General features: G+C 61.1%; 23 protein-coding genes and 1 tRNA gene. 10 read left to right on the forward strand and 14 right to left on the reverse strand.

Annotated features, from left to right (window positions below):
- The first annotated feature begins 11 nt into the window (after positions 1 to 11).
- The 4 genes from FSZ31_RS00865 to rplT are packed head-to-tail and all read left to right on the forward strand — an operon-like array spanning position 12 to position 1624.
- Positions 12 to 785: an SDR family oxidoreductase gene (locus FSZ31_RS00865; protein ID WP_147121187.1), complete on the forward strand. Its 774-nt coding sequence runs from the start codon at positions 12 to 14 to the stop codon at positions 783 to 785.
- On the forward strand, positions 782 to 1018 hold the full coding sequence (locus FSZ31_RS00870; protein WP_147121188.1) for a hypothetical protein: 237 nt from the start codon (positions 782 to 784) through the stop codon (positions 1016 to 1018). The genes FSZ31_RS00865 and FSZ31_RS00870 overlap by 4 nt, the downstream gene beginning before the upstream one ends.
- A 28-nt stretch (positions 1019 to 1046) precedes the next feature.
- A complete protein-coding gene (gene rpmI / locus FSZ31_RS00875) occupies positions 1047 to 1250 on the forward strand; it encodes a 50S ribosomal protein L35 (protein WP_147121189.1) in 204 nt (67 codons plus the stop codon).
- An 11-nt stretch (positions 1251 to 1261) separates the two neighbouring features.
- Positions 1262 to 1624 (forward strand): 50S ribosomal protein L20, encoded by a 363-nt coding sequence (rplT, locus tag FSZ31_RS00880; protein ID WP_147121190.1) that lies wholly within the window; start codon positions 1262 to 1264, stop codon positions 1622 to 1624.
- Between the two features lie 164 nt (positions 1625 to 1788).
- Here the strand turns inward: rplT and FSZ31_RS00885 are convergent, their stop codons facing one another.
- A complete protein-coding gene (locus FSZ31_RS00885; protein ID WP_147121191.1) occupies positions 1789 to 2679 on the reverse strand; it encodes an SH3 domain-containing protein in 891 nt (296 codons plus the stop codon).
- A gap of 179 nt (positions 2680 to 2858) precedes the next feature.
- Between FSZ31_RS00885 and FSZ31_RS00890 the strand changes: the two genes are divergently transcribed.
- The 4 genes from FSZ31_RS00890 (at position 2859) to FSZ31_RS00905 (ending at position 9058) form a co-directional block, all read left to right on the forward strand.
- Positions 2859 to 3704 carry a helix-turn-helix domain-containing protein gene (locus FSZ31_RS00890; protein ID WP_236643605.1) on the forward strand — a complete coding sequence of 282 codons (846 nt, stop codon included), beginning with the start codon at positions 2859 to 2861 and terminating at the stop codon, positions 3702 to 3704.
- A 119-nt stretch (positions 3705 to 3823) separates the two neighbouring features.
- The gene (gene pheS / locus FSZ31_RS00895; protein ID WP_147122456.1) at positions 3824 to 4912 is read left to right on the forward strand and encodes a phenylalanine--tRNA ligase subunit alpha; all 1089 of its coding nucleotides are present in this window, start codon (positions 3824 to 3826) and stop codon (positions 4910 to 4912) included.
- Complete coding sequence (gene pheT / locus FSZ31_RS00900) at positions 4909 to 7374, forward strand: phenylalanine--tRNA ligase subunit beta (protein WP_147121193.1); 2466 nt, start codon at positions 4909 to 4911, stop codon at positions 7372 to 7374. The genes pheS and pheT overlap by 4 nt, the downstream gene beginning before the upstream one ends.
- Positions 7375 to 7471: 97 nt before the next feature.
- Positions 7472 to 9058: a peptide chain release factor 3 gene (locus FSZ31_RS00905; protein ID WP_147121194.1), complete on the forward strand. Its 1587-nt coding sequence runs from the start codon at positions 7472 to 7474 to the stop codon at positions 9056 to 9058.
- Positions 9059 to 9213: 155 nt separating this feature from the next.
- Here FSZ31_RS00905 and FSZ31_RS00910 read toward each other — a convergent pair whose 3' ends face one another.
- Genes FSZ31_RS00910 through ftsE form a run of 4 tightly spaced genes read right to left on the reverse strand, consistent with a single transcriptional unit; the run spans position 9214 to position 12108 of the window.
- Positions 9214 to 9903 (reverse strand): lysophospholipid acyltransferase family protein, encoded by a 690-nt coding sequence (locus FSZ31_RS00910; RefSeq protein WP_147122458.1) that lies wholly within the window; start codon positions 9901 to 9903, stop codon positions 9214 to 9216.
- A 5-nt stretch (positions 9904 to 9908) separates the two neighbouring features.
- Positions 9909 to 10439 carry a YdcF family protein gene (locus tag FSZ31_RS00915; protein WP_147121195.1) on the reverse strand — a complete coding sequence of 177 codons (531 nt, stop codon included), beginning with the start codon at positions 10437 to 10439 and terminating at the stop codon, positions 9909 to 9911.
- Positions 10440 to 10461: 22 nt separating this feature from the next.
- Positions 10462 to 11385: a cell division protein FtsX gene (locus FSZ31_RS00920; RefSeq protein ID WP_147121196.1), complete on the reverse strand. Its 924-nt coding sequence runs from the start codon at positions 11383 to 11385 to the stop codon at positions 10462 to 10464.
- A gap of 3 nt (positions 11386 to 11388) precedes the next feature.
- Positions 11389 to 12108 (reverse strand): cell division ATP-binding protein FtsE, encoded by a 720-nt coding sequence (ftsE, locus tag FSZ31_RS00925; protein ID WP_147122459.1) that lies wholly within the window; start codon positions 12106 to 12108, stop codon positions 11389 to 11391.
- 197 nt (positions 12109 to 12305) lie between these two features.
- Here ftsE and FSZ31_RS00930 point away from each other — a divergent pair, with 197 nt between their 5' ends.
- On the forward strand, positions 12306 to 13025 hold the full coding sequence (locus tag FSZ31_RS00930; RefSeq protein ID WP_147121197.1) for a zinc-ribbon domain-containing protein: 720 nt from the start codon (positions 12306 to 12308) through the stop codon (positions 13023 to 13025).
- Positions 13026 to 13175: 150 nt separating this feature from the next.
- A tRNA-Leu gene (locus FSZ31_RS00935) sits at positions 13176 to 13262 on the forward strand.
- A 208-nt stretch (positions 13263 to 13470) separates the two neighbouring features.
- Here the strand turns inward: FSZ31_RS00935 and FSZ31_RS00940 are convergent.
- The 9 genes from FSZ31_RS00940 to FSZ31_RS12875 all read right to left on the reverse strand — a co-directional run bounded on the left by FSZ31_RS00940 (position 13471) and on the right by FSZ31_RS12875 (position 23986).
- Positions 13471 to 14901: a phospholipase effector Tle1 domain-containing protein gene (locus tag FSZ31_RS00940; protein WP_147121198.1), complete on the reverse strand. Its 1431-nt coding sequence runs from the start codon at positions 14899 to 14901 to the stop codon at positions 13471 to 13473.
- A 471-nt stretch (positions 14902 to 15372) separates the two neighbouring features.
- Positions 15373 to 17049 (reverse strand): recombinase family protein, encoded by a 1677-nt coding sequence (locus tag FSZ31_RS00945; protein ID WP_147121199.1) that lies wholly within the window; start codon positions 17047 to 17049, stop codon positions 15373 to 15375.
- The gene (locus tag FSZ31_RS00950; protein WP_147121200.1) at positions 17039 to 17464 is read right to left on the reverse strand and encodes a DUF2924 domain-containing protein; all 426 of its coding nucleotides are present in this window, start codon (positions 17462 to 17464) and stop codon (positions 17039 to 17041) included. Before FSZ31_RS00950 ends, FSZ31_RS00945 begins: the two co-directional genes overlap by 11 nt.
- Positions 17461 to 17712, reverse strand: a complete 252-nt coding sequence (locus FSZ31_RS00955) for a DUF3489 domain-containing protein (RefSeq protein ID WP_147121201.1) — start codon at positions 17710 to 17712, stop codon at positions 17461 to 17463. The genes FSZ31_RS00950 and FSZ31_RS00955 overlap by 4 nt, the downstream gene beginning before the upstream one ends.
- Before the next feature lie 601 nt (positions 17713 to 18313).
- Complete coding sequence (locus tag FSZ31_RS00960) at positions 18314 to 19393, reverse strand: hypothetical protein (protein WP_147121202.1); 1080 nt, start codon at positions 19391 to 19393, stop codon at positions 18314 to 18316.
- A gap of 203 nt (positions 19394 to 19596) precedes the next feature.
- Positions 19597 to 21420 carry a coiled-coil domain-containing protein gene (locus tag FSZ31_RS00965; RefSeq protein ID WP_147121203.1) on the reverse strand — a complete coding sequence of 608 codons (1824 nt, stop codon included), beginning with the start codon at positions 21418 to 21420 and terminating at the stop codon, positions 19597 to 19599.
- A 62-nt stretch (positions 21421 to 21482) separates the two neighbouring features.
- Positions 21483 to 21980, reverse strand: a complete 498-nt coding sequence (locus FSZ31_RS00970) for an ABC-three component system middle component 2 (RefSeq protein ID WP_201739092.1) — start codon at positions 21978 to 21980, stop codon at positions 21483 to 21485.
- Positions 21971 to 22969, reverse strand: coding sequence for an ABC-three component system protein (locus FSZ31_RS00975; protein WP_147121204.1), 999 nt, complete (start codon positions 22967 to 22969; stop codon positions 21971 to 21973). The genes FSZ31_RS00970 and FSZ31_RS00975 overlap by 10 nt, the downstream gene beginning before the upstream one ends.
- 390 nt (positions 22970 to 23359) lie before the next feature.
- A complete protein-coding gene (locus FSZ31_RS12875; protein ID WP_201739093.1) occupies positions 23360 to 23986 on the reverse strand; it encodes a hypothetical protein in 627 nt (208 codons plus the stop codon).
- Between the last annotated feature and the right edge of the window lie 2 nt (positions 23987 to 23988).

A 23988-nucleotide genomic window follows, 5' to 3' on the forward strand; every position in this document is an offset into this window, starting at 1 on the left:
GTTATAGCTCCATGACCAAGACCGCGATCATCACCGGCGGCGCCCAGGGCATTGGGCGCGGCACCGTACACCATCTCCTCGAACGCGGCTGGCGCGTTGCAGCGCTCGACAAGGATGCGCAAGCGCTGGCCGAGCTCGCCGCGCTGGCTCCCGGGGAGGCCTTGCTGACCGTGACGTGCGATGTCGGCAAGGAAGCCGCAGTCCGCGACGCATTCGGCAAAGTGGCGGCCTGGCAGGAGGCAGCGGGCGAGGATGAGGGGGTCGACCTGCTGGTCAACAATGCCGGCATCGCCGATCCCGTCTCGGGGCCGATCGAGACGCTGGCGCTCAAGGATTGGCAGGGGTGGATCGACGCCAGCCTGACCGCCGCCTTCCTCTGCACCCGCGCCGCCGTGGCAGGGCTGCGCGCGCGTCATGGCAATATCGTCAACATAGCCTCGACCCGCGCGCTGCAGTCCGAGCCCGATTGCGAGGCCTATGCCGCCGCCAAGGGCGGGCTCGTTGCGCTGACGCATGCGCTCGCGATCAGCCTGGGGCCCGACGTCCGGGTCAACGCGATCCTGCCCGGCTGGATCGAAACAGGGCCGTGGCAAAAAGCCGCCGATCGCAAGAACCCGAAGCACCGCGCGGTCGATCGCGAGCAGCATCCGGTCGGCCGAATCGGCGAACCGCGCGATATTGCCAGTGCCATCCTGTGGCTCGCCGACGACGCGACGGGTTTCGTGACCGGACAGGCGATCGCGATCGACGGCGGCATGACCAAGAAGATGATATATGCTGGTTGATCACGCTAGTGTGGCGCCCCGATCGACGCGATAAAGCCGAATGGATCGGCGAGCTGGTCCTGGCCGTCACCGGGAAAGACGGCCTTGAGCGTAATGTCCTTTGCGTGGTCGTCGTTTATAGCACGAGCGGAACGCTCCCGCGCGATGCTGCGCTTGCGTTTTTATACGCCCGCAGCTATGCGCGCCCCTTCCGAAAAGGCGGGCTGGCCGAAAGGGCTGCCATGTTCGTCTGAAACCGGACCTTTCAAAGGAGACCCGAAAATGCCCAAGCTGAAGACCAAGAGCGGTGTGAAGAAACGCTTCAAGTTCACCGCCACCGGCAAGGTGAAGCACGGCGTCGCTGGCAAGCGTCACCGTCTCATGAGCCACAATGCCAAGTATATCCGCCAGAATCGCGGCACCTCACTGGTGAGCGAAAATGATGTTCCGCACGTGCGCCTGTGGGCGCCGTACGGCCTGAAGTAAGGAGCGGATAAATGGCAAGAGTTAAACGCGGCGTCACCACGCGCGCCAAGCACAAGCGCTTATTGGTTCAGGCGAAGGGCTATTATGGCCGTCGCAAGAACACGATTCGCATCGCGCGTCAGGCGGTCGAAAAGGCCGGCCAGTACGCCTATCGCGATCGCAAGGTTAAGAAGCGCAGCTTCCGCGCCTTGTGGATCCAGCGCATCAACGCCGCCGTCCGCATGGAAGGCCTGACCTATGGCCAGTTCATGCACGGGCTGAAGCTCGCGGGTGTCGAACTCGACCGCAAGGTCCTGGCCGACATGGCGATGCACGAAGCAGGCGTGTTCAAGGGCATCATCAAGCAGGCCCAGGACGCACTTCCCAAGGATTGATGTTTAGGGATTGATCCTACGCCTCGCGCGATTGCGCGGCCGAGTGGACGAACAAAAGGCACCGCCCAACTTGGGTCGGTGCCTTTTGCCTTTCCGGCTGGCCGGCACGATCGCTTTCTCCGCGCTCGGCTGGAGCCATCGGAACGTGTTCGTTCGAATCATGCCTATTGCAGGCTTTCTACCGAGACCCATCCACGCGTGCCGTAATTGTCGACTGCCTCGGCGAACAGTCCCTGACGCTGGCCGGTCATCTTAAGTTCTGTTCCCGCGCGAAGGCTACGCACCGCTGGCGCATCAGCGCGCGGTTCGGCGAGCAAGGCGGTGTCGGTCGCGACCGTGATCGTCGCGCTGGCGGCCGGAGCCGCTGCTGCCGCGGCAACCGGTACCGCGGCGGCGCGGATATTCGCCTGCTGCGCGGCGATGCCGTTGAACGCTATAATGAACGCCTCGGTCAGCATCTTCCCGTCCTTGCTACCCGCATAGCCTGCTGCTGCCGCACCCTGTTGCCATGCGCCCGCAGTGCCGCCGAAGTTGAGCGTCGATTTCTTGACCGTGCCCGATCCCGACGCGACCGTGATGCCGGTTCCTGGCGCGATCACGCGGATGCCCGCAGCGACCGTCTTCTTCTTGCCGCCAAGCCCGCCAAAGGCACCGAGCAGCGCGCCCCCCATCGGTACCTTACTCAACAACTGTCCCGCCGCGCCCGACCTTACCAAACCTTCGGTCGCAAGACCCTTGGCCACCGACAGACCCTGATCGACTTCTTCGGCGTCGCCCGCGATGACGTTCACCAGGAACGTCGCCGGCGTCGTATCATCGGCGCGGTGCATCGTGAAACAGCGCGATTCGGCGGCTAGCGCCGCAATCAGCTCACGCGGACTGCCGAGACCATATTTCGACCAGCCTTGCGTATCGCCCTCGACCACCGCGATCGTGCCGAGCGATTCGCTGCAGCGCGCCAGTTCGACCGGTACGTCCTTGGCGAAAGCCGGCGACGAGACCGCGCTCGCCAGCAAGACGATGCTTGCGGTGATTGTGATGCTGCGTGACGTCATGATCTACTCCCCTTGATTTGACCCGAAGGCGTTGTTGGCGCACCAAAACGAAAGCGAATTGGCGATTTGCGACATGGCCTGCCGACAGCGGGCAGAATCGGAAGGGGATCCATTCCGTGATGGTGAAGCCCAACGACAACCCGGCGGCGGTGAGTCTGCGTTTTTTTACGCCATGCGAAGTGCTGCGTCCTTATCTGACGACCATCTATCGCCTGACCACTATCGCACCGATTGCCGATCCGGTCGCCGACCTGCTCCACCCCGAATGGGCGAACGTCCGGTTCGTTACGGGCGATCCGGCGATTGCGGCGATCGGGGGCGAGCCGCGTCGCACGATGCCGCGCGCAATCATGGCCGGACCGAGCAGCCGCGCGACCTATTTCGCCTGCGGGACAATGCGCGCATGGGGCGTGGGTCTATTGCCGACCGGCTGGCAGCGTTTCGTCGCCACCCCCGCCGATGCCTACGCCGATCGACTGATCAACCTTGTCGAGGTGACAGCGCTGCGCCCGCTGGCACGGATAGCCGAAGCGATCGGCGATGACACCGACTCCGAGGAGGTCACCCTTACGCGAATCGAAGGGCAGCTGCTCGCCTTGCTTGCTGATGCACCTCGCGAGGACCCCCTCGTATGGCGGGCCCATGCGGCGCTCGTCGACGACAGTGTCGCCAGCGTCGCCGAATGGGGGGCGCGCATCGGCGTGTCGCCGCGCACGCTCGAACGGATCAGCACCCGTGCTTTCGGTTTTGCCCCAAAGCTGCTGCTGCGCCGCCAGCGTTTCCTGCGATCGCTGGCTCGCTTCATGCTCAATCCGCAGATGCAATGGACGCACACGATAGATCACCGTTATTGCGACCAGCCCCAATTCGTGCGCGATTTTGCGCGCTTCATGGGGATGGGCGCACGCGAATATGCCGCCTTGCCTCACCCGATACTCGAAGCCGCGGCGCGCGCGAGAATGGCGCATGCGGGCGCCGCGATGCAGGGGTTGCACGCCCCCGTAGCGCCTAGTCGGTCCGCCTGAGGATTGGTGCATCGGCGGTGCGTCGCGATCTTTGCCTTTGGCAAGCGTGCCTGATTCGATTAGGCAGCCGCCAATAAATGGCCGAATGACCGGCGTCGAGCGAGGACGATTTCGTGGATATCGAACAGGTGCAAGAATTGGCGCTCGCGCGGATCGCCGCGAGCGACGATCTCGCCGCGCTCGAAGCGGCGCGGATCGACTATCTCGGCAAGCAAGGCAGCATCTCGGCCCTGCTCAAGACGCTCGGCGCAATGACGCCCGAACAGCGGCAGAGCGAAGGCCGCGCGATCCACGAGCTGCGCGAGGCGGTCTCGGCCGCACTCGCGTCGCGCAAGGCAGAGCTCGAAAACGCCGCGCTCGATGCGCAGCTGGCCGGCGAACGGCTCGACATGTCGCTGCCCGCGCCGCCGCGTCTTGAAGGGTCGATCCATCCGGTCAGCCAGGTCATGGACGAGCTCGCTGAGATCTTCGCCGACCTCGGCTTCGCGGTCGCGACGGGTCCCGAGATCGAGGACGACTGGCACAATTTCACCGCGCTCAACATTCCCGAGACGCACCCCGCGCGCGCGATGCACGACACCTTCTATTTCGACCGCGCGGATGCGGGCGGGCACAAGATGCTGCTGCGCACGCACACATCGCCGGTGCAGATCCGCACTATGGTGGCGGACGGCGCGCCGGTGCGGATCATCGCGCCGGGACGGACCTATCGCAGCGACAGCGACGCGACGCACACGCCAATGTTCCACCAGGTCGAGGGGCTGGTGATCGATCGCGGCATCCATATGGGGCACCTCAAATGGACGCTCGAGACGTTCCTGAAAGCGTTCTTTGAAACCGACGACATCCACCTGCGGCTGCGCCCGAGCTATTTCCCCTTCACCGAACCGTCGGCCGAGGTCGATGTCTGGTACCGGCTCGAAAAGGGGCGGCGCGTGCTTGGCGGGTCGCCCGATGACGGGAAAGACGGCGGCTGGATGGAGCTGCTCGGCAGCGGCATGGTCCACCCCAAGGTTATCGCGGCGGCCGGGCTCGACCCGCAGGAATGGCAGGGCTTCGCCTTCGGTTGCGGGATCGATCGCCTCGCCATGCTCAAATACGGGATCGATGATTTGCGCGCCTTTTTCGACGGCGATTTGCGCTGGCTCAAACATTACGGTTTTTCCGCGCTCGATGTTCCGACGCTGAGCGGAGGCATTTCGGCATGAAGTTCACTTATGGCTGGTTGGGAGAGCATCTGGATACCGATCTGGATGCAGCGGGCATTGCGGCACGTTTGACCGCGATCGGGCTCGAGGTCGAAGGCGTTGAAAATGCTGGCGAAAAGCTGGCCGATTTTCGCGTTGCCGAAGTCGTCGAGGCGGGGCCGCATCCGAATGCCGATAAATTACAATTGCTTAGCGTCGATGCGGGTCCCGACATAAACGGGGGCAAACGCTGGCAAGTCGTGTGCGGCGCGCCCAATGCGCGCGCCGGGATGAAGGGCGTGTTCGCGCCGCCGGGGACCTATGTCCCGGGCGCCGGCTTCACGCTCAAGCCCGCCAAGATCCGCGATGTCGAAAGCTTCGGCATGATGTGTTCGACGCGCGAGCTCGAACTCGGCGAAGAGCATGACGGCATCATCGAACTGCCCGCCGACGCGCCGGTCGGCACGGCGTTTCCCGATTATGCGGGTCTCAACGATCCGGTGTTCGACGTGTCGATCACGCCCAACCGACAGGACTGCATGGGCGTACGCGGCATCGCGCGCGACCTCGCTGCAGCAGGTGCGGGCAAGCTGAAATCGCTCGCCGAAGCCTACGCCCCCGCCGGGCTGCGCGCGCCGGCCGATGGGGCGGCGGGCGAGATCGCGCCGATCGACGGTAGCGGCCCCGGTCCCGATGTCCGCACCGACGATCCCGAAGGCTGCCCCGCATTCTATGCGCGCAGCGTTTCAGGCGTGACCAATAAAGAAGCCCCCGAATGGATGCGCCGCCGCCTCGTCGCGATCGGCCAGAAACCGATCAGTGCGCTCGTCGACATCACCAATTTCATCATGATCGACCTCGGCCGACCCCTGCACGTCTATGACGCGGCCAAATTGTCGGGCGGGCTCGTCGCGCGCAAGGCGAAGCCGGGCGAAGAGGTGCTCGCGCTCAACGGCAAGAGCTACACGCTCGACGCGCGCATGACGGTGATCGCGGACGCATCCCATGTCCACGACATTGGCGGGATCATGGGCGGCGAGGATTCGGGCGTGTCGGAGAGCACCACCGACGTCGTCATCGAATGCGCCTATTTCACGCCCGAGAGCATCGCGGTGACCGGCCAGGCGCTCGGCTTGACGAGCGACGCGCGCCAGCGCTTCGAGCGCGGCGTCGATCCGGCGTTCCTCGACGATGGCCTGACGATCGCGACGCAGCTCGTCATGGCGATCTGCGGCGGCAGCGCGAGCGAGGCGACGCGTGCCGGATCGCCGCCGAACGCGACCCGCACGATCGCCTTCGATCCCGCGCACACGCTGTCGCTGGCAGGCATCGACGTCCCTGCGGCGCGCCAGGCGGATATCTTGCGCTCGCTGGGATTTGCGGCCGAAGGCACGGATATCCTGACCGTATCGGTGCCGTCATGGCGGCGTGACGTCAGCGGGTCGGCCGACCTCGTCGAAGAGGTCGTACGGATCGTCGGGCTCGATGCAGTGCCGTCGACGCCGCTGCCACGGATGCCCGGCGTGGCAAAGCCGACCGCGACCAAGATGCAGTTGCTCGAGCGCAAGGCGCGCCGCGCGGCGGCAGCCTTTGGCCTCGACGAGGCAGTCAACTGGAGCTTTATTTCCGAGGCCGAGGCCGCGCCCTTCGGTGGCGGTGACTGGATATTGGCGAACCCGATCTCCGAAGAGATGAAGGTGATGCGGCCCTCGTTGCTGCCCGGGCTGCTCGCCGCCGCGCAGCGCAACGGCGCGCGCGGTGCCGACAGCGTGCGATCGTTCGAAGTCGGACGGCGCTATTTCGTCGGCAAGGACAATGCGAGCGACGAGCGGCTGACGCTCGGCCTGCTTCTCGCGGGCGAGCGGGGCCCGCGCGACTGGCAGGCGGGCAAGGCGGGCGCACCATCGCCCTATGACGCCAAGGCCGCGGTCGAGGCGATCCTCGCGGCGGTCGGCGCGCCCGTCGCCAATTTGCAGGTGATGCCGGTCGACGGCGAAGGCGGCAGCGCGATCTGGCATCCCGGCCAGTCGGCGACGCTGCGTTTGGGACCCAAGACCGTGCTCGCCGAGTTCGGCAGCCTGCATCCACGATTGGTCAAGGCGTTCGGCCTGACGGGCGGTGTTGTCGCCGCGCAGATATTCCTCGACGCGATCCCGCAGGGCCGCGCGAGCACGCCGATGCGCGCAGCCTACGCCCCGCCCGCGCTGCAAGTCGTGCGGCGCGACTTCGCCTTCCTGGTCGATGACAATGTGGCGGCATCGGACCTCGTCCGCGCGGTGCGCGGCGCCGACAAGGTCCATATCGTCGATGCCCGCCTGTTCGACCGCTTTGCCGGCGACGGCGTCCCCGACGACAAGGTCAGCCTGGCGGTCGAGGTCACGCTGCAACCCGGCGACAAGAGCTTCACCGACGACGAGATCAAGGCGATTTCGGACAAGGTGGTTGCGGCTGCGGGGAAACAGGGCGCGGAATTGCGCGGATAGACCAACACTGTCATCCCCGCGAAGGCGGGGATCCAGTTCAATCGTGGACATATGGCGAAGGCTCGGATCTGGATTCCCGCCTTCGCGGGAATGACAAATGAACCAGACCACCACCGACCGCCGCACCTTTGCCATCATTTCGCATCCCGATGCGGGCAAGACGACGCTGACCGAGAAGCTGCTCTTGAAGGGCGGCGCGATCCATCTTGCCGGTGAGGTCAAGGCACGCGGACAGGCGCGCCGCGCGCGTTCGGACTGGATGAAGATCGAGCAGCAGCGTGGCATTTCGGTAACGTCGAGCGTGATGACATTCCATCGCAGCTACGAAGGCGAAGGCGACCTGACCTTCAACCTGCTCGACACGCCGGGGCATGAGGATTTCAGTGAAGACACCTATCGCACGCTGACCGCGGTCGATTCGGCGATCATGGTGATCGACGCGGCCAAGGGGATCGAGGCGCAGACGCGCAAATTGTTCGAAGTCTGCCGCCTGCGCGACGTGCCGATCATCACCTTCGTCAACAAGGTCGATCGCGAAGGGCGCGATGCGTTCGAGCTGATGGACGAAGTCGCCGACATGCTCGCGCTCGACGTCTGCCCGATGAGCTGGCCCGCAGGCATGGGCGGCGAGTTCGAGGGGGTTTACGACCTCGTCACCAACCAGCTGCACAAGCCGACCGGACCGAGCAAGGAATTCGAAGGCGATACGTCTCAGCACAGCGGCCTCGACGACCCAACGCTCGCCGACCGCCTGTCCCCGCGCGCGCTCGAGCGGCTGCGCGAAGAGGCGGGGCTGGCGCAGGCGGCCTATCCGGCGTTCGACATCGAGGCATATCGCGCGGGCCATCTAACGCCGATCTTCTTTGGCTCGGCACTGAAGCAGTTCGGCGTCGAGGAGGTGCTCGGCGGGATCGCGCATTACGCGCCGCCGCCGCGCCCGCAGCCGAGCGACGATGGCGAGATCTCCGCCGAGGGCGACGAGGTGACCGGCTTCGTGTTCAAGATCCAGGCGAACATGGACCCGCAGCACCGCGACCGCGTCGCCTTCATGCGAATGGTGTCGGGGACGTTCAAGCGCGGCATGAAGCTGACCCCGTCGGGGCTGGGCAAGCCGATCGCGATCCATTCGCCGATCCTGTTCTTCGCGCAGGACCGCGAGATCGCCGACGAGGCACGCCCCGGCGACATCATCGGCATCCCCAATCACGGGACGCTGCGCGTCGGCGATACGCTGTCGGAAAAGAACGTCGTCCGCTTTACCGGCCTGCCCAATTTCGCGCCCGAAATCCTGCGCCGCGTCGTGCTGCGCGATCCGACCAAGACCAAGCAGTTGCGCAAAGCGCTCGACGACCTGTCGGAGGAAGGCGTGATCCAGGTCTTCTATCCCGAGATCGGCGCGCAATGGGTGATCGGTGTTGTCGGCCAGCTGCAACTCGAAGTGCTGATCAGCCGGCTCGAGGCCGAGTACAAGGTCGATGCCTATTTGGAGCAGGCGCCGTACGACACCGCGCGCTGGCTGGCGGGCGATGCGGCCAAGGTCGAGGCGTTCATGGCGATCAACAAGGGCAGCCTCGCCAAGGACCGCGACGGCGACCCGGTATTCCTCGCGAAATCGGCGTGGGATGTGGGCTATCAGGCCGAGCGCAATCCCGACGTGACGTTCAGCGCGACCAAGGAACGGTGATCGCCCTCTCCCCTTCGAGGGGGGAGGCAGCGAAGCTTAGCCGCTTGCGGCGTTAGCGTAGTGGAGAGGGGCGCGTCCGGGGCAGCCCCTCTCCGCTGCGACTAGTTCGCTTCGCTCACAAGTCTCGCTGCCTCTCCCCTTAAGGGGAGAGGGATTCAGGTGTTGAGCGCGTTCATCGCTTTATGGACCTGTGCTTCGACGGCGTCGCGCGGGAGGCCGGGCGGGATCGCTTCGGCGACGCGGAAGGTGATGATGCCGGGGCGCTTGATGAACGATCCGCGCGGGCTCAATCGCCCGCTGTCGAGCGCGACGGGCACGACGGGCACGCCGAGCATCTTGTACAATCCGGCAAAGCCCGCGCGCAGCGGCGGCGATTGGCCGTGCGGCACGCGCGTTCCTTCGGCGAACAGGCAGATCGGGCGGCCCTGCGCGATCGCCGCCTTGGCCGCGACGAGCATCGCGCGCAGCGCCTTGGCGCCGGCATCGCGCTCGACCGGGATCAGCCCGTAGTCGCGCGCCACCCGGCCCCAGAAGGGCAGGTCGAGCAGCTCGCGCTTGGTCATCACCGCGGGGCGGGTGAAGAGGCGCGGCAGTTCGATCGTTTCGAACATCGATTCATGCTTGAAGACATAGAGCACCGGCGCATTGGGCAGCGCGCCCTCGATCACCAGACGCTGCCCGAGCAGCCAGCGGCAGCACCAATGGTGCCAGCGCGCCCAAACGCGCGTGATCGGCCCGATGGTCGACGCGACGATCGGAAAGGCGAAGAACGCGGCGAGGACGATGAACACCGAGCCACCGTAAAAGGCGATCGCGAACAGTGTCGATCGCAGCACGGCGATCACCGTGCTCACAGGCCGAGCACCGCGCCGAGGCGGCGCAGGACGTATTTGTTGTATTCTTTCCACAAGGTCGCGAGGCTCGGCGTGCTGCGCACCCCGTCGTCGTAGATCCTGACGTCGGCGGGCAGGACGCGCTCGAGCTCGTAGCGCGCGCGGCGCATGTGCCAGTCGGCGGTGACGAGGCGGATCGACTTGTATTTGCGCCGGACCAGCCAGCGCGACACTTCGAGCGCGTTCGAGCGCGTGTCGCTGGCATCGAAGCCGAGCGAGACGCAGCAGTCGAACACCGCGACGGGCCGGTTATACTCGGCCGCCAGCTCCGACGGCTTGACGTCACGATTGACCCCGGTGATCAACATGCGGCGCGCATCGCCCGCCTCAAGCCGTTCAAGACCCGTCTCAATGCGCCCTGGTCCGCCGGTCGGGACGATGATCGCGTCGGTCTTCATCGGGCCGAGCGGGCGCGGCAGCGTGACCGCGAACGCGGCGAAGCCGAGCAGCCAGACGATGACGACGAGGGAGATGGCTCTACGAATCATGGGGCAGCCTTATCGCCTAACGTCACAGAATGCGATGGAGCGCGCGGGTGATCGTCAGCCGCGCGGTCCAGGTCGCGATGGCAACGCCGGCAATAGGCAGCGCGAGCAGCGCGACATAGTCCCAGACGAAGCCGCGCGACGCGCTGCCGCCCGACAGCAATCCTGCGGCGACGTCGCGGAACTGCCAGCCGACGGTCATGATGACGATGAACGCGGCGAGGAAGCCGACGGTGCAACCAAAGGTCGCATCCATCGCGATGCGGCGCTGGAACAGGCGCGCGATCTGCCGGTCGGTCGAACCGATCAGGTGGAGGATCTCGATCGTCGCATAATGCGTGTTGAGCGCGCCGCGCGTCGCCAGCGTCACCGTCGCCACGGTCGCGACAATCATCATCGCGATCAATGCCGCGGCGAGCCAGGCGAGCGAGCGGATCAGGCGCGACACCGCGCCGAGCCAGGCGGCGTGCGGTTCGACCCCGGCATCGGGCGCGATTCGCGTCACCGCCGCACGCAGCCGGTCGAGGCCGCCGGGATCGTCGGCGACGAGATCGACATCGATCAGCGCGGGGATCGGCAGGTCGGCGGCCATGCCGGCATCGCCCAGCCAGTCGCGCAGCATCGTCTTGAGCTCGGCCTCGTCGACCGTCGTGACGCGTTCGACATAAAGCTGGCCGTCGAGCGCAGCGCGAATGTCGCGAACCTTTTGCGCGCGCGTCGCCGGATTGGGGTCGGCGATCTGGATCGTCACGCGCCCGGCAAGATCATGCCCGACGTCACCCGCCGCGCGGAACAGCGCGAGCCCCGTCGCCGCCGACAGCAAGGTCAGGAACAGCATGATCGCGATGACCCACGGCATCGGACCCGACAGCCGCCCCTCGGGCAGCAGCGCGCGTTCGTGCGCCGGGGCGCGCGCGGGGACCAGCTGGCGCAATATCTGCCGCGCCATCGCCTAGGGCCTCCGCTCGGCGGGCTTGGAGGTCGTTTTGCCGGGCGGGTATTTGAGCATCCCGACCGGATCGGCGATGCGCCCGCGATCGAGCCGCATCAGCTGGATGCCCGGCAGGCTGCTGAGCAAATGGGCGTCATGCGTCGCGATGACGATCGTCGTGCCGAGCTTGTTGAGCGCCTTGAACAGATGCATCAGCCGCGCCGCCATTTCAGGGTCGACGTTGCCGGTCGGTTCGTCGGCGACGAGCATTTCTGGCCGGCCGATCACCGCGCGCGCGATCGCGACACGCTGTTGCTCGCCGCCCGACAGCGTCGCGGGGCGTGCGCTGGCGCGATCGGCAAGCCCGACCCAGGCGAGCATTTCGGTCACCGCGGTCTCGAAATCCTCTTCGGCAACACCCGCGACGCGCAGCGGCAGCGCGATATTGTCGAACACCGAAAGATGCGGGACGAGGCGAAAATCCTGGAAGACGACGCCGATGCGGCGGCGAAACCCGGGCAGCCGGTCGCGCTTCATCGTCACGACGTCCTCGCCGAACAGGCGGATCAGCCCGCGCGACGGCCGCATCGCAAGGTAGAGCAGCTTGAGCAATGACGTCTTGCCCGCACCCGAAGCGCCGGTCAGCATGTAGAAACCGCCGGGCTGGAGCGTGAACGACAGGTCGGACAGCGTCTCGCTGCCGGTGCCATAGCGCAGTCCGACATTCTCGAACCGGACCATGCCAGCCTGCGAAGCGTCGCTGTCATGCGGTCTGGCCACGTCGTCCCCGTATCCGTGGGGGTCGCAATTCGCCCCCGCTCCGCAGGCTTTGCCCCAGCCCGCGTAGGAAATAAAGCCGCATCGCCCAGCCGCTTGGCGCACGAAAAGGCAAGGCGACGCTTGCCACCGCGTGACAGGCGACTAAACCGGCGTTCGCGATGATCCTTTCCTGTCCCTCCTGCCATACCCGCTATGTCGTTCCCGACAGCGCGATCGGTCCACAAGGCCGCTCGGTCCGCTGCGCGTCGTGCAAGCACAGCTGGTTCCAGGCACCCGCCGATAGCGCATCGGCTCCCGCGCCAGCGTCCCAGCCGATGCCCGAGAGCGTCGCCGCCGCGTCGGCGACGATCCCCGAGCCGCCTCCGCCACCGCCACCTAGCGCGTCGGTCTCGATCCCGCGCGATCGCTTTGCCGAACCGCCGCCCGCCGGGCCGCCGTTTCGCGCGCGGCGCAATCCCGCCAGGCTGTGGACGCTCGCCGCGATCGCGTTCGCACTGACGCTGTCAGGGGTTGCTGGTGCGGTCTATGTCTGGGGCCTGCCCGGCTGGGTCGAGGCGCTTGGCGTCACGCCCGCGACCGCCGAGCCCGACCTGCTGATCGAGCTCGCCGAAAACCAGGATCATCGCACGCTGGCCGACAACACGATCTATTTCGCGGCGAGCGGGACGATCGTCAATCCGACCGACCGCGAGCAGAAGGTGCCGCCGATGCTCGCCGAACTTCGCGATGCGCAGGGCCGGATTGTCTATAGCTGGACGATCCGCCCGCCGATCGCGGTGGTGCCGCCTGGCGAACGAGTCAATTTCAACGAAGCCAAGCTCGACATTCCGCGCGCGGCGACCAAGCTGACGGTCAGCTGGGCGCTCGACGGCGGCTGATCACCGCGCCCGCGGACCACGTAAAACCGCCACTCTGGCGACAATCGACATCCGGCATACGCGACGCGCTTGCGCCTGCCAAAACGCTTTGCTAAGCGCGCTCGCCTACCGGATGCCGCGGCGCGCTGCCGCGGTTTTTGTTCGAAATGTGCGGTCGTGGCGGAACTGGTAGACGCGCAACGTTGAGGTCGTTGTGGCCGAAAGGCCGTGGAAGTTCGAGTCTTCTCGACCGCACCAAACAGTCCTAACATACTGTTTTAATTGGTTTTATCTGGAATCTTCGCCTGAAACCGGCGGGGTTCCGGGCCATTCGCCGACGCCAATTTTTGGTTTGCAGTCTGGCGCAGTCTCTGATGGGCCGAGATTTTCGATCTTTGCCTGATCAGTCTCAAGGCTAAGAATTCTGACTGCAATCACGATTTGCAGGCTGGTCGTGATTTCAGGATCAGAAGTGCTGCTTCACATCATCGTGATGGCGAAGCCCTTCAGGTCGATAGGCCGCGCGCCTATCATACTGAGGCACGGTCTTCTGCTCGAAGCGCGCGAGCACGCTTGGATGCAGCGGCGCCTCAGGATGGATTTTCCTGCAGGCAGCTTTCCAGCCAAACCTGAACGGAACCCAACGCGGTAACCACGCGTCGCGGCTGCTCTTCACTTCGTCGTGATGGAGGCCAGCTGGATCAGGATATGTCCTGATCAGTGATTTATTCACCTTAGGGGCCTCTGGAATCGACCCCAGCTCACCCATCATCCAGTCGAGAGCTATGTCAGATAGTCGGGACTCGTTCTCAGGATAGCTGCCGCCGATATCGGAGTGGTTTCCGGCGAACCAAATCGGCTTAAGCCAGGCAAGATCTCCTCGGTCGACACGTTCGACGTCCTTACCGCTTCCCCATCCCACATAAGGAAACTTCTCCCGGTTCTCGTCGATCGAGAGTGCATGTCGGGCATACCCAACGTTGCTATCGAGAAACCGATCGTAATTTTTCAGATTCCAGGCAGCGAAGTGCCAACTGAACTTTCCAGTGCCAGGCGCATTCCGAATGAACTTAAACTGCTTCTTGGTCGCCCATAGCGCCATCACGACCAAGAGGGCTGCCGGGACGTTCGCAATAACCTTCCCAACGGCGCTCCAGTCTCCAACCCAACTCCAAACGGCGAGTCCAACAGCGCACAATGCCAGCGCCGTAAGGATGCGTCTAACGACGACACCACCAAGAGCTGCGACCGTATCGAAAACACCAATGAACGTGGGAGCGACATTGCCTTGCTCCTCGCCGTCTAGACCGCGGCCCGAACAATCATATTTTGCGCGAAACCTGCGGGCCAGCTCTTCACGCTCAAGCTCAAATTTATCGCGCTCGCGCCCAGAGCCATGCTCGTAAACTTTATACACTGCCTCCTCTGCGACCTTGCGCAACTTCAGGCCCGAGGGAGGCAGAGGATCGCCGCTGCCGTCATGCGACGGGACACCGCAGAGGTTGAGGACATTGGCAACGCAACGAGCTGTGTAGGCGCCCCGACTGAAGCCGAAGAGATACACTCGGTCACCAGGCTCGTAGTGGCGCAGGATAGCTTCATAGCAGTCGATGATGTTCTCAGAGATCCCAGTTCCGAACGCGGCCGACAGGATGTTCTTCATCCGACCCCCGCCATCGCCTGACCCCAATCCTGGATCATAGAACGCGACCTGCTGAGCAGGATCGATTTGGCTGGAGAACCCCGGGCGCATTGCTCGATACATCTTATAGATGTTCGAAAGACGTTGATCGGGACGAACACCACCATATTGGCCAGTGCCATCCGAAAATATCAGAATGTTTTTGCCGTCGGCGGCAACAGTGAAAAGTTCGGCTGCTGAATCGATTTCATTCATATGGAGAGGTTAGCTCGAAACCGCCCTCTTGGCGACACGATCAATTCGATAATATTCGGATTATTGATTCAAAATTACCTGCCGATCTTCGTTCCTGCTGACGGGACCTTCAATTGTCGTTGTCTCCTCAACTCCTGCACGCAGTCGCGTGCGAACTAATCCAATTTTGCTCGGCGGCGAATTATGGGATCCGTAAGCCACGGAAAAACCGCGACAATTTACGCCCAAATTATGCGTTGTTGCCGATGCACCAACAAATGTGGAGTCTTCTCAACTGCACCAAACAGTCCTTGTCTCCATGCTCATTACGAATGAGCGCAGAGCTTCAGCCGGAAACGGCGCAGTTCTGCGGGAGGCTTGCGGCACGATCATTAATTTGCAGTCAGAGACGCGAGCCGCTGAGAAAAAACTGGCATGAAAAAAGGCGCCTGTCTCAGGCGCCGAAATTTTGACTGCAATCCGTTAATGGCGCTATTTGAAGCCGAGCTGCATTCGCTGCCCTTCCCACGCCAGCGGCAAGGTCACCTTCGATAAAGATTTGGCAGTCAGACCTGTTGGCTGTCGGCCTTCAACAATTGCCTTAACGATGTCGGGCGCGAGGCAGGATAGCTTGGCCAGATTGCCTAGCCTCGTGCGGCACCTGCCGTTATCGCTGGCAAGGCTCGCGAGCGACTTATCGGGGTTCGTTTCCACTAGCCTCCTGGCTTCAAGAGCCTCGGCGACCAGAGCGATGAGCTTGTCATCCCTTTGTGCCGGCGCGATTCTCGAAGATTCTTTCCCGGGAATGATCAGCCTAAGCTGATGACCACGTCTGACGCGGATGGCGGGGACTGTGATCGACAATTGCGTCTCGGCGACCAACGCTAACTCAAGTTGGCGACCAATCGCCGTTCCGCACATCGCAACCTCCACGCGATCCTCGTGGAGATCTACACGTTGTACAATTTGCTCCAGAAGCGAGGCTCGGTCGTTGAACTTGCCGTTTAACAGCTGCTCCACCAGCAGGTTGGCATTTCCCCGGACTCGCTCGAAATCAGCAACTTCAAAGTCACCGCCCTTTAACAGTTCGAGGACGAACCGTTTGTCGCTCATCCGCCTCGCACACTGGTCGCAGACCAGTTGCTCGAGATCATGCGCGCTAACACGCCATGCCGCGGATCCATCGACCTCTTCCGGCCTTGTCACATAGTAGCGATAGCGTTTGCTTCCTCGCTGCGCATGACTCGGGGTCATTGCCCTCCCTGCTCCGTCGAAGACCTTGCCGATCAACAGACTTGGATGCTGACGCATGCGGCGCCGTGAGGACCCGCAGGCGTTGCTGGCAAGGCGCTCCTGCACCGCATTCCAAAGCTTCTCGTCTATGATTGCCTCATGTTCACCATCATAAACATTGTCCTTGTGGACGATCATACCGCGATAGATTCGGTTTGAGAGAAGGTGATAAAGCGTGCCGCGACGGAAGACGCATCCACCTTTGTGCGGTCCGCTCGCGCGGCGCTGAACCTTGGTGCGATACCCCTGCTTGTTCAATTCCTTGACAAGGAGCGGTACGGTGCCAAGCGCAATGTATCGGCGCATGATATGGCGAACTTGCTCGGCTCCGGGTTCATTCACGACCAGCTTACGATCCTGAACCTCGTATCCTAGAGGCAAGGGCCCGCCCATCCACATGCCTTTCTTCTTTGAGGCCGCGATCTTGTCTCTGATCCGTTCGCCGGTGACTTCGCGTTCGAACTGCGCAAAGCTCAGCAACATATTGAGCGTTAGCCGGCCCATGCTGGTGGTCGTGTTAAAGCTCTGGGTGATGCTGACGAAGCTGGCGCCCGCATTGTCCATCACCTCGACGATCTTAGAAAAGTCGGCGAGGCTGCGTGTGAGCCGATCGATCTTGTAGAGTAGCACGATATCGATCTGGCCTGCCTTGATATCGACAAGCAGCTGCTTGAGGCCGGGTCGCTCCATGTTGCCGCCCGAGAACCCACCGTCATCATAGCGGGCACCGAGCACCACCCAGCCTTCGTGTTGCTGGCTCAACGCATAGGCGGCACAGGCCTCATACTGGGCATCGAGAGAATTAAACTCCTGCTCGAGCCCATCCTCGGTCGATTTGCGGGTGTAGATCGCGCAGCGCAAGACCTTATCGGCCATTGGCTGTCACCCCGAAAAAGCGAGGCCCCGACCAGTGCGCACCGGTGACATGACGAGCTATCTCGCTCAGCGATCGCCAGGTGCGATTGTCATGGGCAAAACCATCGTCCAGCACATCGACGCTAACCGTCTTGCCGTTCCACTCGCGCACTAGCCGTGTGCCCGGTGTTAGGTTCTTGCTGGGTCGATGGGGCACGGCATCTGTGCTCCCACTCGCTATACGCTGAAGCTCGCGTGCGACGAGCGCAGGCAAGGCACCGTGTCTGCGCTCCTGCAATCGCTGCGCGAGCAAGGAACGAAGGAGCGAGGGCGGCACTCTTGATGCCATCCCCTCCCCCAGCTGCTCCCATCGTCCGCGCAGCTGAGCTGCAGACATGCCGGGCACCGCGGCCAAATCGTCGTCGAGCCTGCTCATTGGCTAGCCGCATCACAAATCGCATAGCGGCTGGTACCGCCAATTGCTGATCGCTCGATCGCATGGCCCTTCTTCTTCAGGCCAGTCAGCGATGCCCGCACCGTATGCTTCTGCCAGCCGGTCGCCTTGATGAGTTGAGCCAGCGTAGCGCCATCTTTCCGCTTGAGCAGAGCGACGACCTTACCGATCTTGGTATCGCGAGTTGGCTTTTTGGCCGGTGCTTTCGAAGCATCGGTGTTCGTGGTCATGGGTGCTCTCCTTGATCGGAGTGACACCGCGTCGCTCCCACCACCCAAGGCCCCGATCCACTTATGGCGTCGGGGCGGCGATATGATCAAGGGCCGCAGCTCAGTGACGACACCAATGCTCAGCTTCGCGGCGAAGTCGAATGGAATGTGGGAGCGAAAAGCTGCCTGTGGACTTCTGTGCCAGCCGGCGGCTTCGTGACGCCATGGACCCGGACACTTCCGACTTGATCGCTCAATTATGCACCCGTGCCGGAATCCTCTTGGAAGATGCTAGTCCGGTCGCACTTACGATGGGTCGCAGATCTTCAGAGGAAACTCGCAAGCAGCTTGATGATCTGGCCTGCGCGGTTGAAAGGATTTCCAGGTTGATCAGCGCGGCTCAAGCGCTGATCGAATGACCGCAAAGCGCCCAATATCGGTCGTTCAAGTACGCGCGAACTTGTCCTGAGAGCTGCTGCTCGTCCATGCTGACGCCTGCGGAAGGTGTGCCCCCGCTACATCAGCGGTTCGCCGGTTGAGTCGCGCGCGCCGAAATCGCCGCCTTATCAACATGGCTCTTGGCATCTCGGCATTGCCCGGCACCTTGCGCCGCAAGGGGCCATTAATATGCGTCATGCTCGAAGTCGTCGTATCTCATGTCTCTGATGCTGCAGACGAGGCGATCGCGGCAGAGCTTGGGCATAGGGTGCTTGGCGTATGGGTTGAGATAGAGCGCGTGGTTCCGCGACTTATCTGAGGGCTTCTGCCAGGCATCGACGAACATAACTCCGGACAGCAGCTTCGATGCAGCCGCCCGCGTGACTCCAAGTAGCTTGGAGCGGTCCGACCGAAACTGCATGAAAGTGCGGCGCGCGAAGCTTCGCATGAAGTGCTCAGTGTCGTTGCAAAAGTTGTTTGAGAGCCGGAACCCGCCCAGCCACGGATGGATCACAAATACTAGGATGAACGGCTTGCGGCGGACAAATTGCTTGGCAAATTTGAACGCGTAGTGAGCATGGTTCTTCGCAAACTCGTACGGGTTGGCAGTATTGGTGACGAACTGAACGCGGCGCTTATGATCTAGTCTGATTTCGAGGGCATTGCGGGTCGCCTTCTGCTTACTCGTCAGCTCAGCTACGAGCGCCTTAAAATCTTTGCCTAGTAGATCCGACAGGACGTTAACGCCGACGTCGACGCTGCCGCCGATCGACACGAAGTTGGATGTGAAGATGGGAGTCAGCTTCCTGCGGAGCTCCTCGGCTAGATACTCGTGCAGGCCGAACGACTTCACGTCGAAGTAGACTGGGGTGCTGATCTCCAACACGCCGTCGAGGTCGGAGCCGTTTGGATTTAGGATTGCCGTTCCACGCATAGGGACCTGCATCCTGTATGAGATATCGGAATCAAGGAGCAGACCGTAGGCGGCGATTTCCGAGAAGGCGCCGTATGTGTTGCGGCTTGTAAGGTCGACCAGCAGCTTCTCTATCTGCCGCAAAGGAACCCCTCTGTTGGCCATCATGTCGGCCCATCGCGCGATCGAGGTGTTGTGGTCCTCGCACCCACTCAGGTTGTAAGCGACGGCATTGACTGCTTGGTTTGTCGCGTGGTCCCAATAGTCCTCGTCGGCCGGCACCGGCAGCCCGGCTATGGTGCTGCTGCGTCCAGCTAGGTCCTTCCACCATTCATATCGCGTCCCTGTCATCAAATTCCCCCTTACACCCCGTTCGGTGGTGGTCAGCTACGCGCCCCGATTTCGGTTGTTCGTGCGTGTGCGACTTTCTCCCGAAAGCTGCCCTTTGGTGAGCTTACAATCCTAAGACAGGGCCACTGGCCCGGCTACTGGCGGGTTATCCCAGTTTGTCAGGCGAACGGTGGTCGAGATTTAATTAACTGACAAAGTGAGCTTCAATTCAAAAGGTTAGATTGCATAGGAAAGAAGCCAAAACGCCCTCTACCTTCTTCCCCTGTAAACACGACACGATTCATATTTGCAGCTTCGGCTTCTGGCGGATCTGCGTTCTCCAAAATGATGATCTGTGCTTTCCCATTTAGGGATATCAGATGTCTATAGAAGCTCTCTTGTAGCGTCGTTGCTTTCAGCAGCTTCTCATCGTCATCAAGTTCGCCATATTTGGGATTATGCATTGGCTCGCGATAAGTGAGCAAAGGTGTGTCGAGAACAAGCAGTCCTGGATGAGGGAGCCCCTTTTCTTGGCAGAAGAGGAGCAAGGCAAGTTTTGATGCTGTGTGCAGAATAGCTCTAACACCTTTTCCGTTCGCCGACCGAGCCTTCCCATTGATTTGGATATCCTGCCGCTCGGAATCGAAGGAAACGATCGGAGAATTCGGGAAATTCCATGCCTCTAGGACCTCTTGGACCTTCTGGGCAAACGCGTGCCCAGTCGGCCCATCTATGCCGGTCCTCAACTTGTCATCGCCACGACCGCGCGGAACTTTCTCAGAGAATTCGGATAGCCTCACGGCCAGCCTATCCCTTTGCTTATACAATCTCAGCTTCTCGACAACGTCGTCCCTTACGCATGTGAGTTCTTCATACTCTTCGCGAATCCTCGCTTCTTTCGGCAATTGAGCAACGATCTCGTGCTCAATTGCCAAAAATTTCTGTCTCAGATGTTCGATCTCTCGGTCGAGGAACGACTGCTCTTCCTTCAACTCGGCCATAGTCTCCAAGAGCTGTCCCCGTTCGTTCCGAATCTTTTTCTGTTCAGCAAGGGCCGCTGTTCTGGCTAGCTCAATTTCATCTTGACCATGGGAATGCGAGTCGGCGTCGATCTCAGACCCACAGAGCGGACACGGACGCCCAACTCGCGCGAGGAGAATGCTTCCCCCCTCATCAACCGCCTCCAATCGGTCAAGGTCGGACAGATAGACGCGGTCCAGCTGAAGAAATCTCTCAATGGTCAGGCCGACTTCTTTACCTTGATCACGCGACTGGAGGATTGCGCCGCTGGTTTCTCGCCTCGCGCTCGTCATCTTGTCCAGATTTTCTTGCCGTTGACGGATTTGGGTTTGAAACTCGCTTAACCGAGTCTCAAGCTTGCCAAGCTGATCATCCAAATTTTCTCTATTTGAAGGAATCTCGCCCAGACTTTCATCGATCTCGGCGATCATCTCCTCGACGAGATCATACTTTCCTTCTTGCTGCGCCTTCCGAACCTTCTGCGGCTGCACTGGGACAACGGCTCTATCGTCCTGCCCAGTCAGCATCAAACGCAACCCGTTCTTCTCTGCGGTTGCTAGGTTTCTGTCGCCTGTGAGGAATGGACTTAACTCAGCAATGATCGCCTCTTCGTCAGCGAAGAGGTAAGGCGCGAGAACTCGGATGGTGAAACTCAGATGCGCCCCATCTTCGTTCCTCACGACTTTCTTGCCGTCCAGACCAATCTCCTCCAGCAGAAGAGTCGAGATGTTCGACGAATTTCGAACATCATAAGTTGGCTGAATTCTCACTCCCAGATCGTCGGACGGCTTTGCGGAGTGAAGGCCATCGAAAAGCTGAAACGCACCACCGGAGGCGGCTCGATATAGAGTGCAATCGCCCCGCTGCGGCAGCGTCAGGCCCATCAAGACTGCGTCATATCCTCGCCGTTCCTCAATTTCGGGCAACGGACTTTGCCCTCCGAACATGAAGTTCAACAACTTTGCGGTGAAAGACTTGCCAGTGTTTGATGCACCAAAAATGACGTTTACACCGTCGTCAAAGTCCACGCGCACCGACTCAAGCGATGGTCCTGTAAGTCCGATAAACCGTATGATTATTCGCTTATCAGTCACAGGGAAGCACTCGTGGCATGTTCATTTGTACGGAATTCGGCCGTCCATCTCCCGATGCGATCGGCGAAGATTTCTTCTACCTCAGCGTGGTTGAAATTTCGAAAGGTTTTCGACACCCAATCCGCCCTCGCCTTCAAATTTTGATTGTATGGTGAAGTCAGTAGGTCGATTATTGCAGGTGCTTCATCACCAGGCAGATAGTTCAATCCATCATGATAGTCCGCGACAACAAGGTGTAGTTTTCTCAGCAGCGCAATGCTCTGTTCAACCAGGCGCCGACGAACTAGCATTTCTCCAACACTAGCTTCGAAATCCGGATGGAGGCTCTCTGGACCCTCCATATCGCTGGTATGAACCACCAGGTAGTCGAACCAGGTTAGCTCATCCAAACTGCACTTTCGAGGATGTAATGCCTCCAGCACAATCAGGGCGCGCAAGCCGGTTTCAACGGTAGAGTTAAAGGGGCTGTTCAGGCCTGCCTTTGTCACTTCCATGACAACACCCCGTCATTTGCGAAATGGTGGCAAGTCCCCTGCCGAACCGGAACGCGAGCATATTTGTTCAAGACACCGGTAACTGAGACCAAAGCGGCTCGCTCCATCACCGCATCCACCTTTGCCAAAGCATCCGCATGCGCTGCGTTGAAGGTTTCGATCACTGAGTGATAAACGTCATCTTCGAAGGACCGAAGAACGTCCTCAGGAGTGTTATCTCGATAGTATCGCTGGAAGCGAGCGGCCTCAAAAAACCGTGTGCGCTGATCCTTCAAGCGCCGACCATATGCGCTGCATTCCAGTGCAGCTGTTGCATCCGCGTAAGGCATTCCACGCCTTTGACCATACGCTGCAACCAATTGCTCCAGGTATTGCGCCTCCTCGGGTTGAATTTTCTCAGGGGTCGAACCCGGTGGTGGAGCACCTGGATCCGCTCCAAACCAATCCACCAATACGGGCTTCATGGATGCGTCACTCGCCAATCTATTGGCGTCCAGGCTATCAACATGCGTGAAATCAAAGCTGTCAATCGTGAACTCCAAGGCAGGGTCCAACTTGACAACTACGCCGTCAGAGATGTGGTTGCTACACACTGTATCCCAATCTTCCTTAAGGGCTGCGGCAAGCTCCGTGGGGTGGGTAAGCAGATCATTCGCTGGACGCGTAATACCTCGAGGAGCAACGAACGTGTAATTTGCAGGAAGACTAAAGTGACCTTGACCACTGTGGTAAAAGATCTTGGCAAGTTCGCGAAGCATGCCCGGCCTTGTGAGAGAGCGCTTCAGCTGCTTGCACTGGAAGTTGTCCCAATCTCCTTCCAGCCTTGAGGCCGTTTGGTAGCCGACAACATCCCTGCCCATGTCTCCCGCACCGGCGAATATCTCGCTACTATGATACTTCGATTGTTTGTGCCCGACCCAATCATCGATCAGCCGTTCGAGATCGTCGTCATCGAGCGTGTAGATCTTTCTTGCATAGTTGGGTTTCATGTTCTCATTCGGCCGAAAGGATGTCCTTGGTTTCAACAGTAGCCGATATTCAACTCGAAGCAATTGCGTAAAGAAATTAGACAATTGAGCAATCCCCGAGTTAAATGCGGGGATTGCTGACATGCCACGCGCGCTCCGACACAGCTTTCGCCTCTAATTGCCGCATTGTAGCCCCGCAGCTAGGACAGGATCTCATAAGCTGATGGGACGGTCACCGGTTTACTCTGATCACATTACGCTGCCGGCTTGAGAACCGAAAATCCACTTCGCCGCATTTTCTGACGAAAGCGGGAAGTCTGCTTCAGGCCCAAACTCCCGCATTTCCGCCAACCGCCCGACATCTCGTCGTTCAACCCCTAGGCCGACGCCCAGAGAATTGCCCTCAACTTCTCAAACCGGTTGGCCCGCATCCATCCATTCGCGCATCGCCGCCAAAATCAAATTGGTCGGATATTCCTTGATGTCGTCGTCGGAAGCCCCGTTTGAAAGCTCGCGTTCATAATGCCATTCCTGAAAGGCGATGTACTTGCCTTGGATCCTAGCTGCTCCAATCGGATCGGCCCCTGCCTTATCCACCAGCCAGTCCCGCACCCGCCGAACCGCTTTCTGAAAATCTCCACCGTGCACCTGAATATCCCAGCCGGCGATGTCGGACAGCGCCTTCTGGTAATCGTACCGGGTGGTCTCAAGAATCAGGATGACCTTATCCGCCGGCGGCCCATGGCCTGCGCGACGAAAGCCGTGATCGATCCCCAACTCGAACGGCATGTTCATTCGAGCATATTCGCCCTCTGAGGAAGATTTGCATCGGCTCAGGTCATGGATGCCGTATTTTGATACCTCGATAAGTTCGATAATCCGGTCCAGCCGATTGGCGGCATTGTCGGTATTTTCCGGGGCAAGCCGAGGGTGATACCCAAGGAGGATCACGCAAAATGCTATAGCTTGGAGGATCGGCGCGTAATCTTCGTCAAATGGACAGTTGATGAAAACTGATCGTTCAAAAGGGATCGGCACGC

Source organism: Flavisphingopyxis soli, assembly GCF_007995095.1.
Classification (GTDB): Bacteria; Pseudomonadota; Alphaproteobacteria; order Sphingomonadales; family Sphingomonadaceae; genus Flavisphingopyxis; species Flavisphingopyxis soli.

Bases quoted from the DNA above. Each gene is read 5' to 3' on its own strand.
- FSZ31_RS00950 (WP_147121200.1), bottom strand. From the start codon at position 17,464: ATGAGCAGGCTCGACGACGATTTGGCCGCGGTGCCCGGCATGTCTGCA.
- rpmI (WP_147121189.1), top strand. From the start codon at position 1,047: ATGCCCAAGCTGAAGACCAAGAGCGGTGTGAAGAAACGCTTCAAGTTC.
- pheT (WP_147121193.1), top strand. From the start codon at position 4,909: ATGAAGTTCACTTATGGCTGGTTGGGAGAGCATCTGGATACCGATCTG.
- FSZ31_RS00945 (WP_147121199.1), bottom strand. From the start codon at position 17,049: ATGGCCGATAAGGTCTTGCGCTGCGCGATCTACACCCGCAAATCGACC.
- FSZ31_RS00970 (WP_201739092.1), bottom strand. From the start codon at position 21,980: ATGGAAGTGACAAAGGCAGGCCTGAACAGCCCCTTTAACTCTACCGTT.
- ftsE (WP_147122459.1), bottom strand. From the start codon at position 12,108: ATGGTCCGGTTCGAGAATGTCGGACTGCGCTATGGCACCGGCAGCGAG.
- FSZ31_RS00960 (WP_147121202.1), bottom strand. From the start codon at position 19,393: ATGACAGGGACGCGATATGAATGGTGGAAGGACCTAGCTGGACGCAGC.
- FSZ31_RS00975 (WP_147121204.1), bottom strand. From the start codon at position 22,969: ATGAAACCCAACTATGCAAGAAAGATCTACACGCTCGATGACGACGAT.
- FSZ31_RS00865 (WP_147121187.1), top strand. From the start codon at position 12: ATGACCAAGACCGCGATCATCACCGGCGGCGCCCAGGGCATTGGGCGC.
- FSZ31_RS00940 (WP_147121198.1), bottom strand. From the start codon at position 14,901: ATGAATGAAATCGATTCAGCAGCCGAACTTTTCACTGTTGCCGCCGAC.
- FSZ31_RS00930 (WP_147121197.1), top strand. From the start codon at position 12,306: ATGATCCTTTCCTGTCCCTCCTGCCATACCCGCTATGTCGTTCCCGAC.
- FSZ31_RS00905 (WP_147121194.1), top strand. From the start codon at position 7,472: ATGAACCAGACCACCACCGACCGCCGCACCTTTGCCATCATTTCGCAT.
- rplT (WP_147121190.1), top strand. From the start codon at position 1,262: ATGGCAAGAGTTAAACGCGGCGTCACCACGCGCGCCAAGCACAAGCGC.
- FSZ31_RS00920 (WP_147121196.1), bottom strand. From the start codon at position 11,385: ATGGCGCGGCAGATATTGCGCCAGCTGGTCCCCGCGCGCGCCCCGGCG.
- FSZ31_RS00915 (WP_147121195.1), bottom strand. From the start codon at position 10,439: ATGATTCGTAGAGCCATCTCCCTCGTCGTCATCGTCTGGCTGCTCGGC.
- FSZ31_RS00955 (WP_147121201.1), bottom strand. From the start codon at position 17,712: ATGACCACGAACACCGATGCTTCGAAAGCACCGGCCAAAAAGCCAACT.
- FSZ31_RS00885 (WP_147121191.1), bottom strand. From the start codon at position 2,679: ATGACGTCACGCAGCATCACAATCACCGCAAGCATCGTCTTGCTGGCG.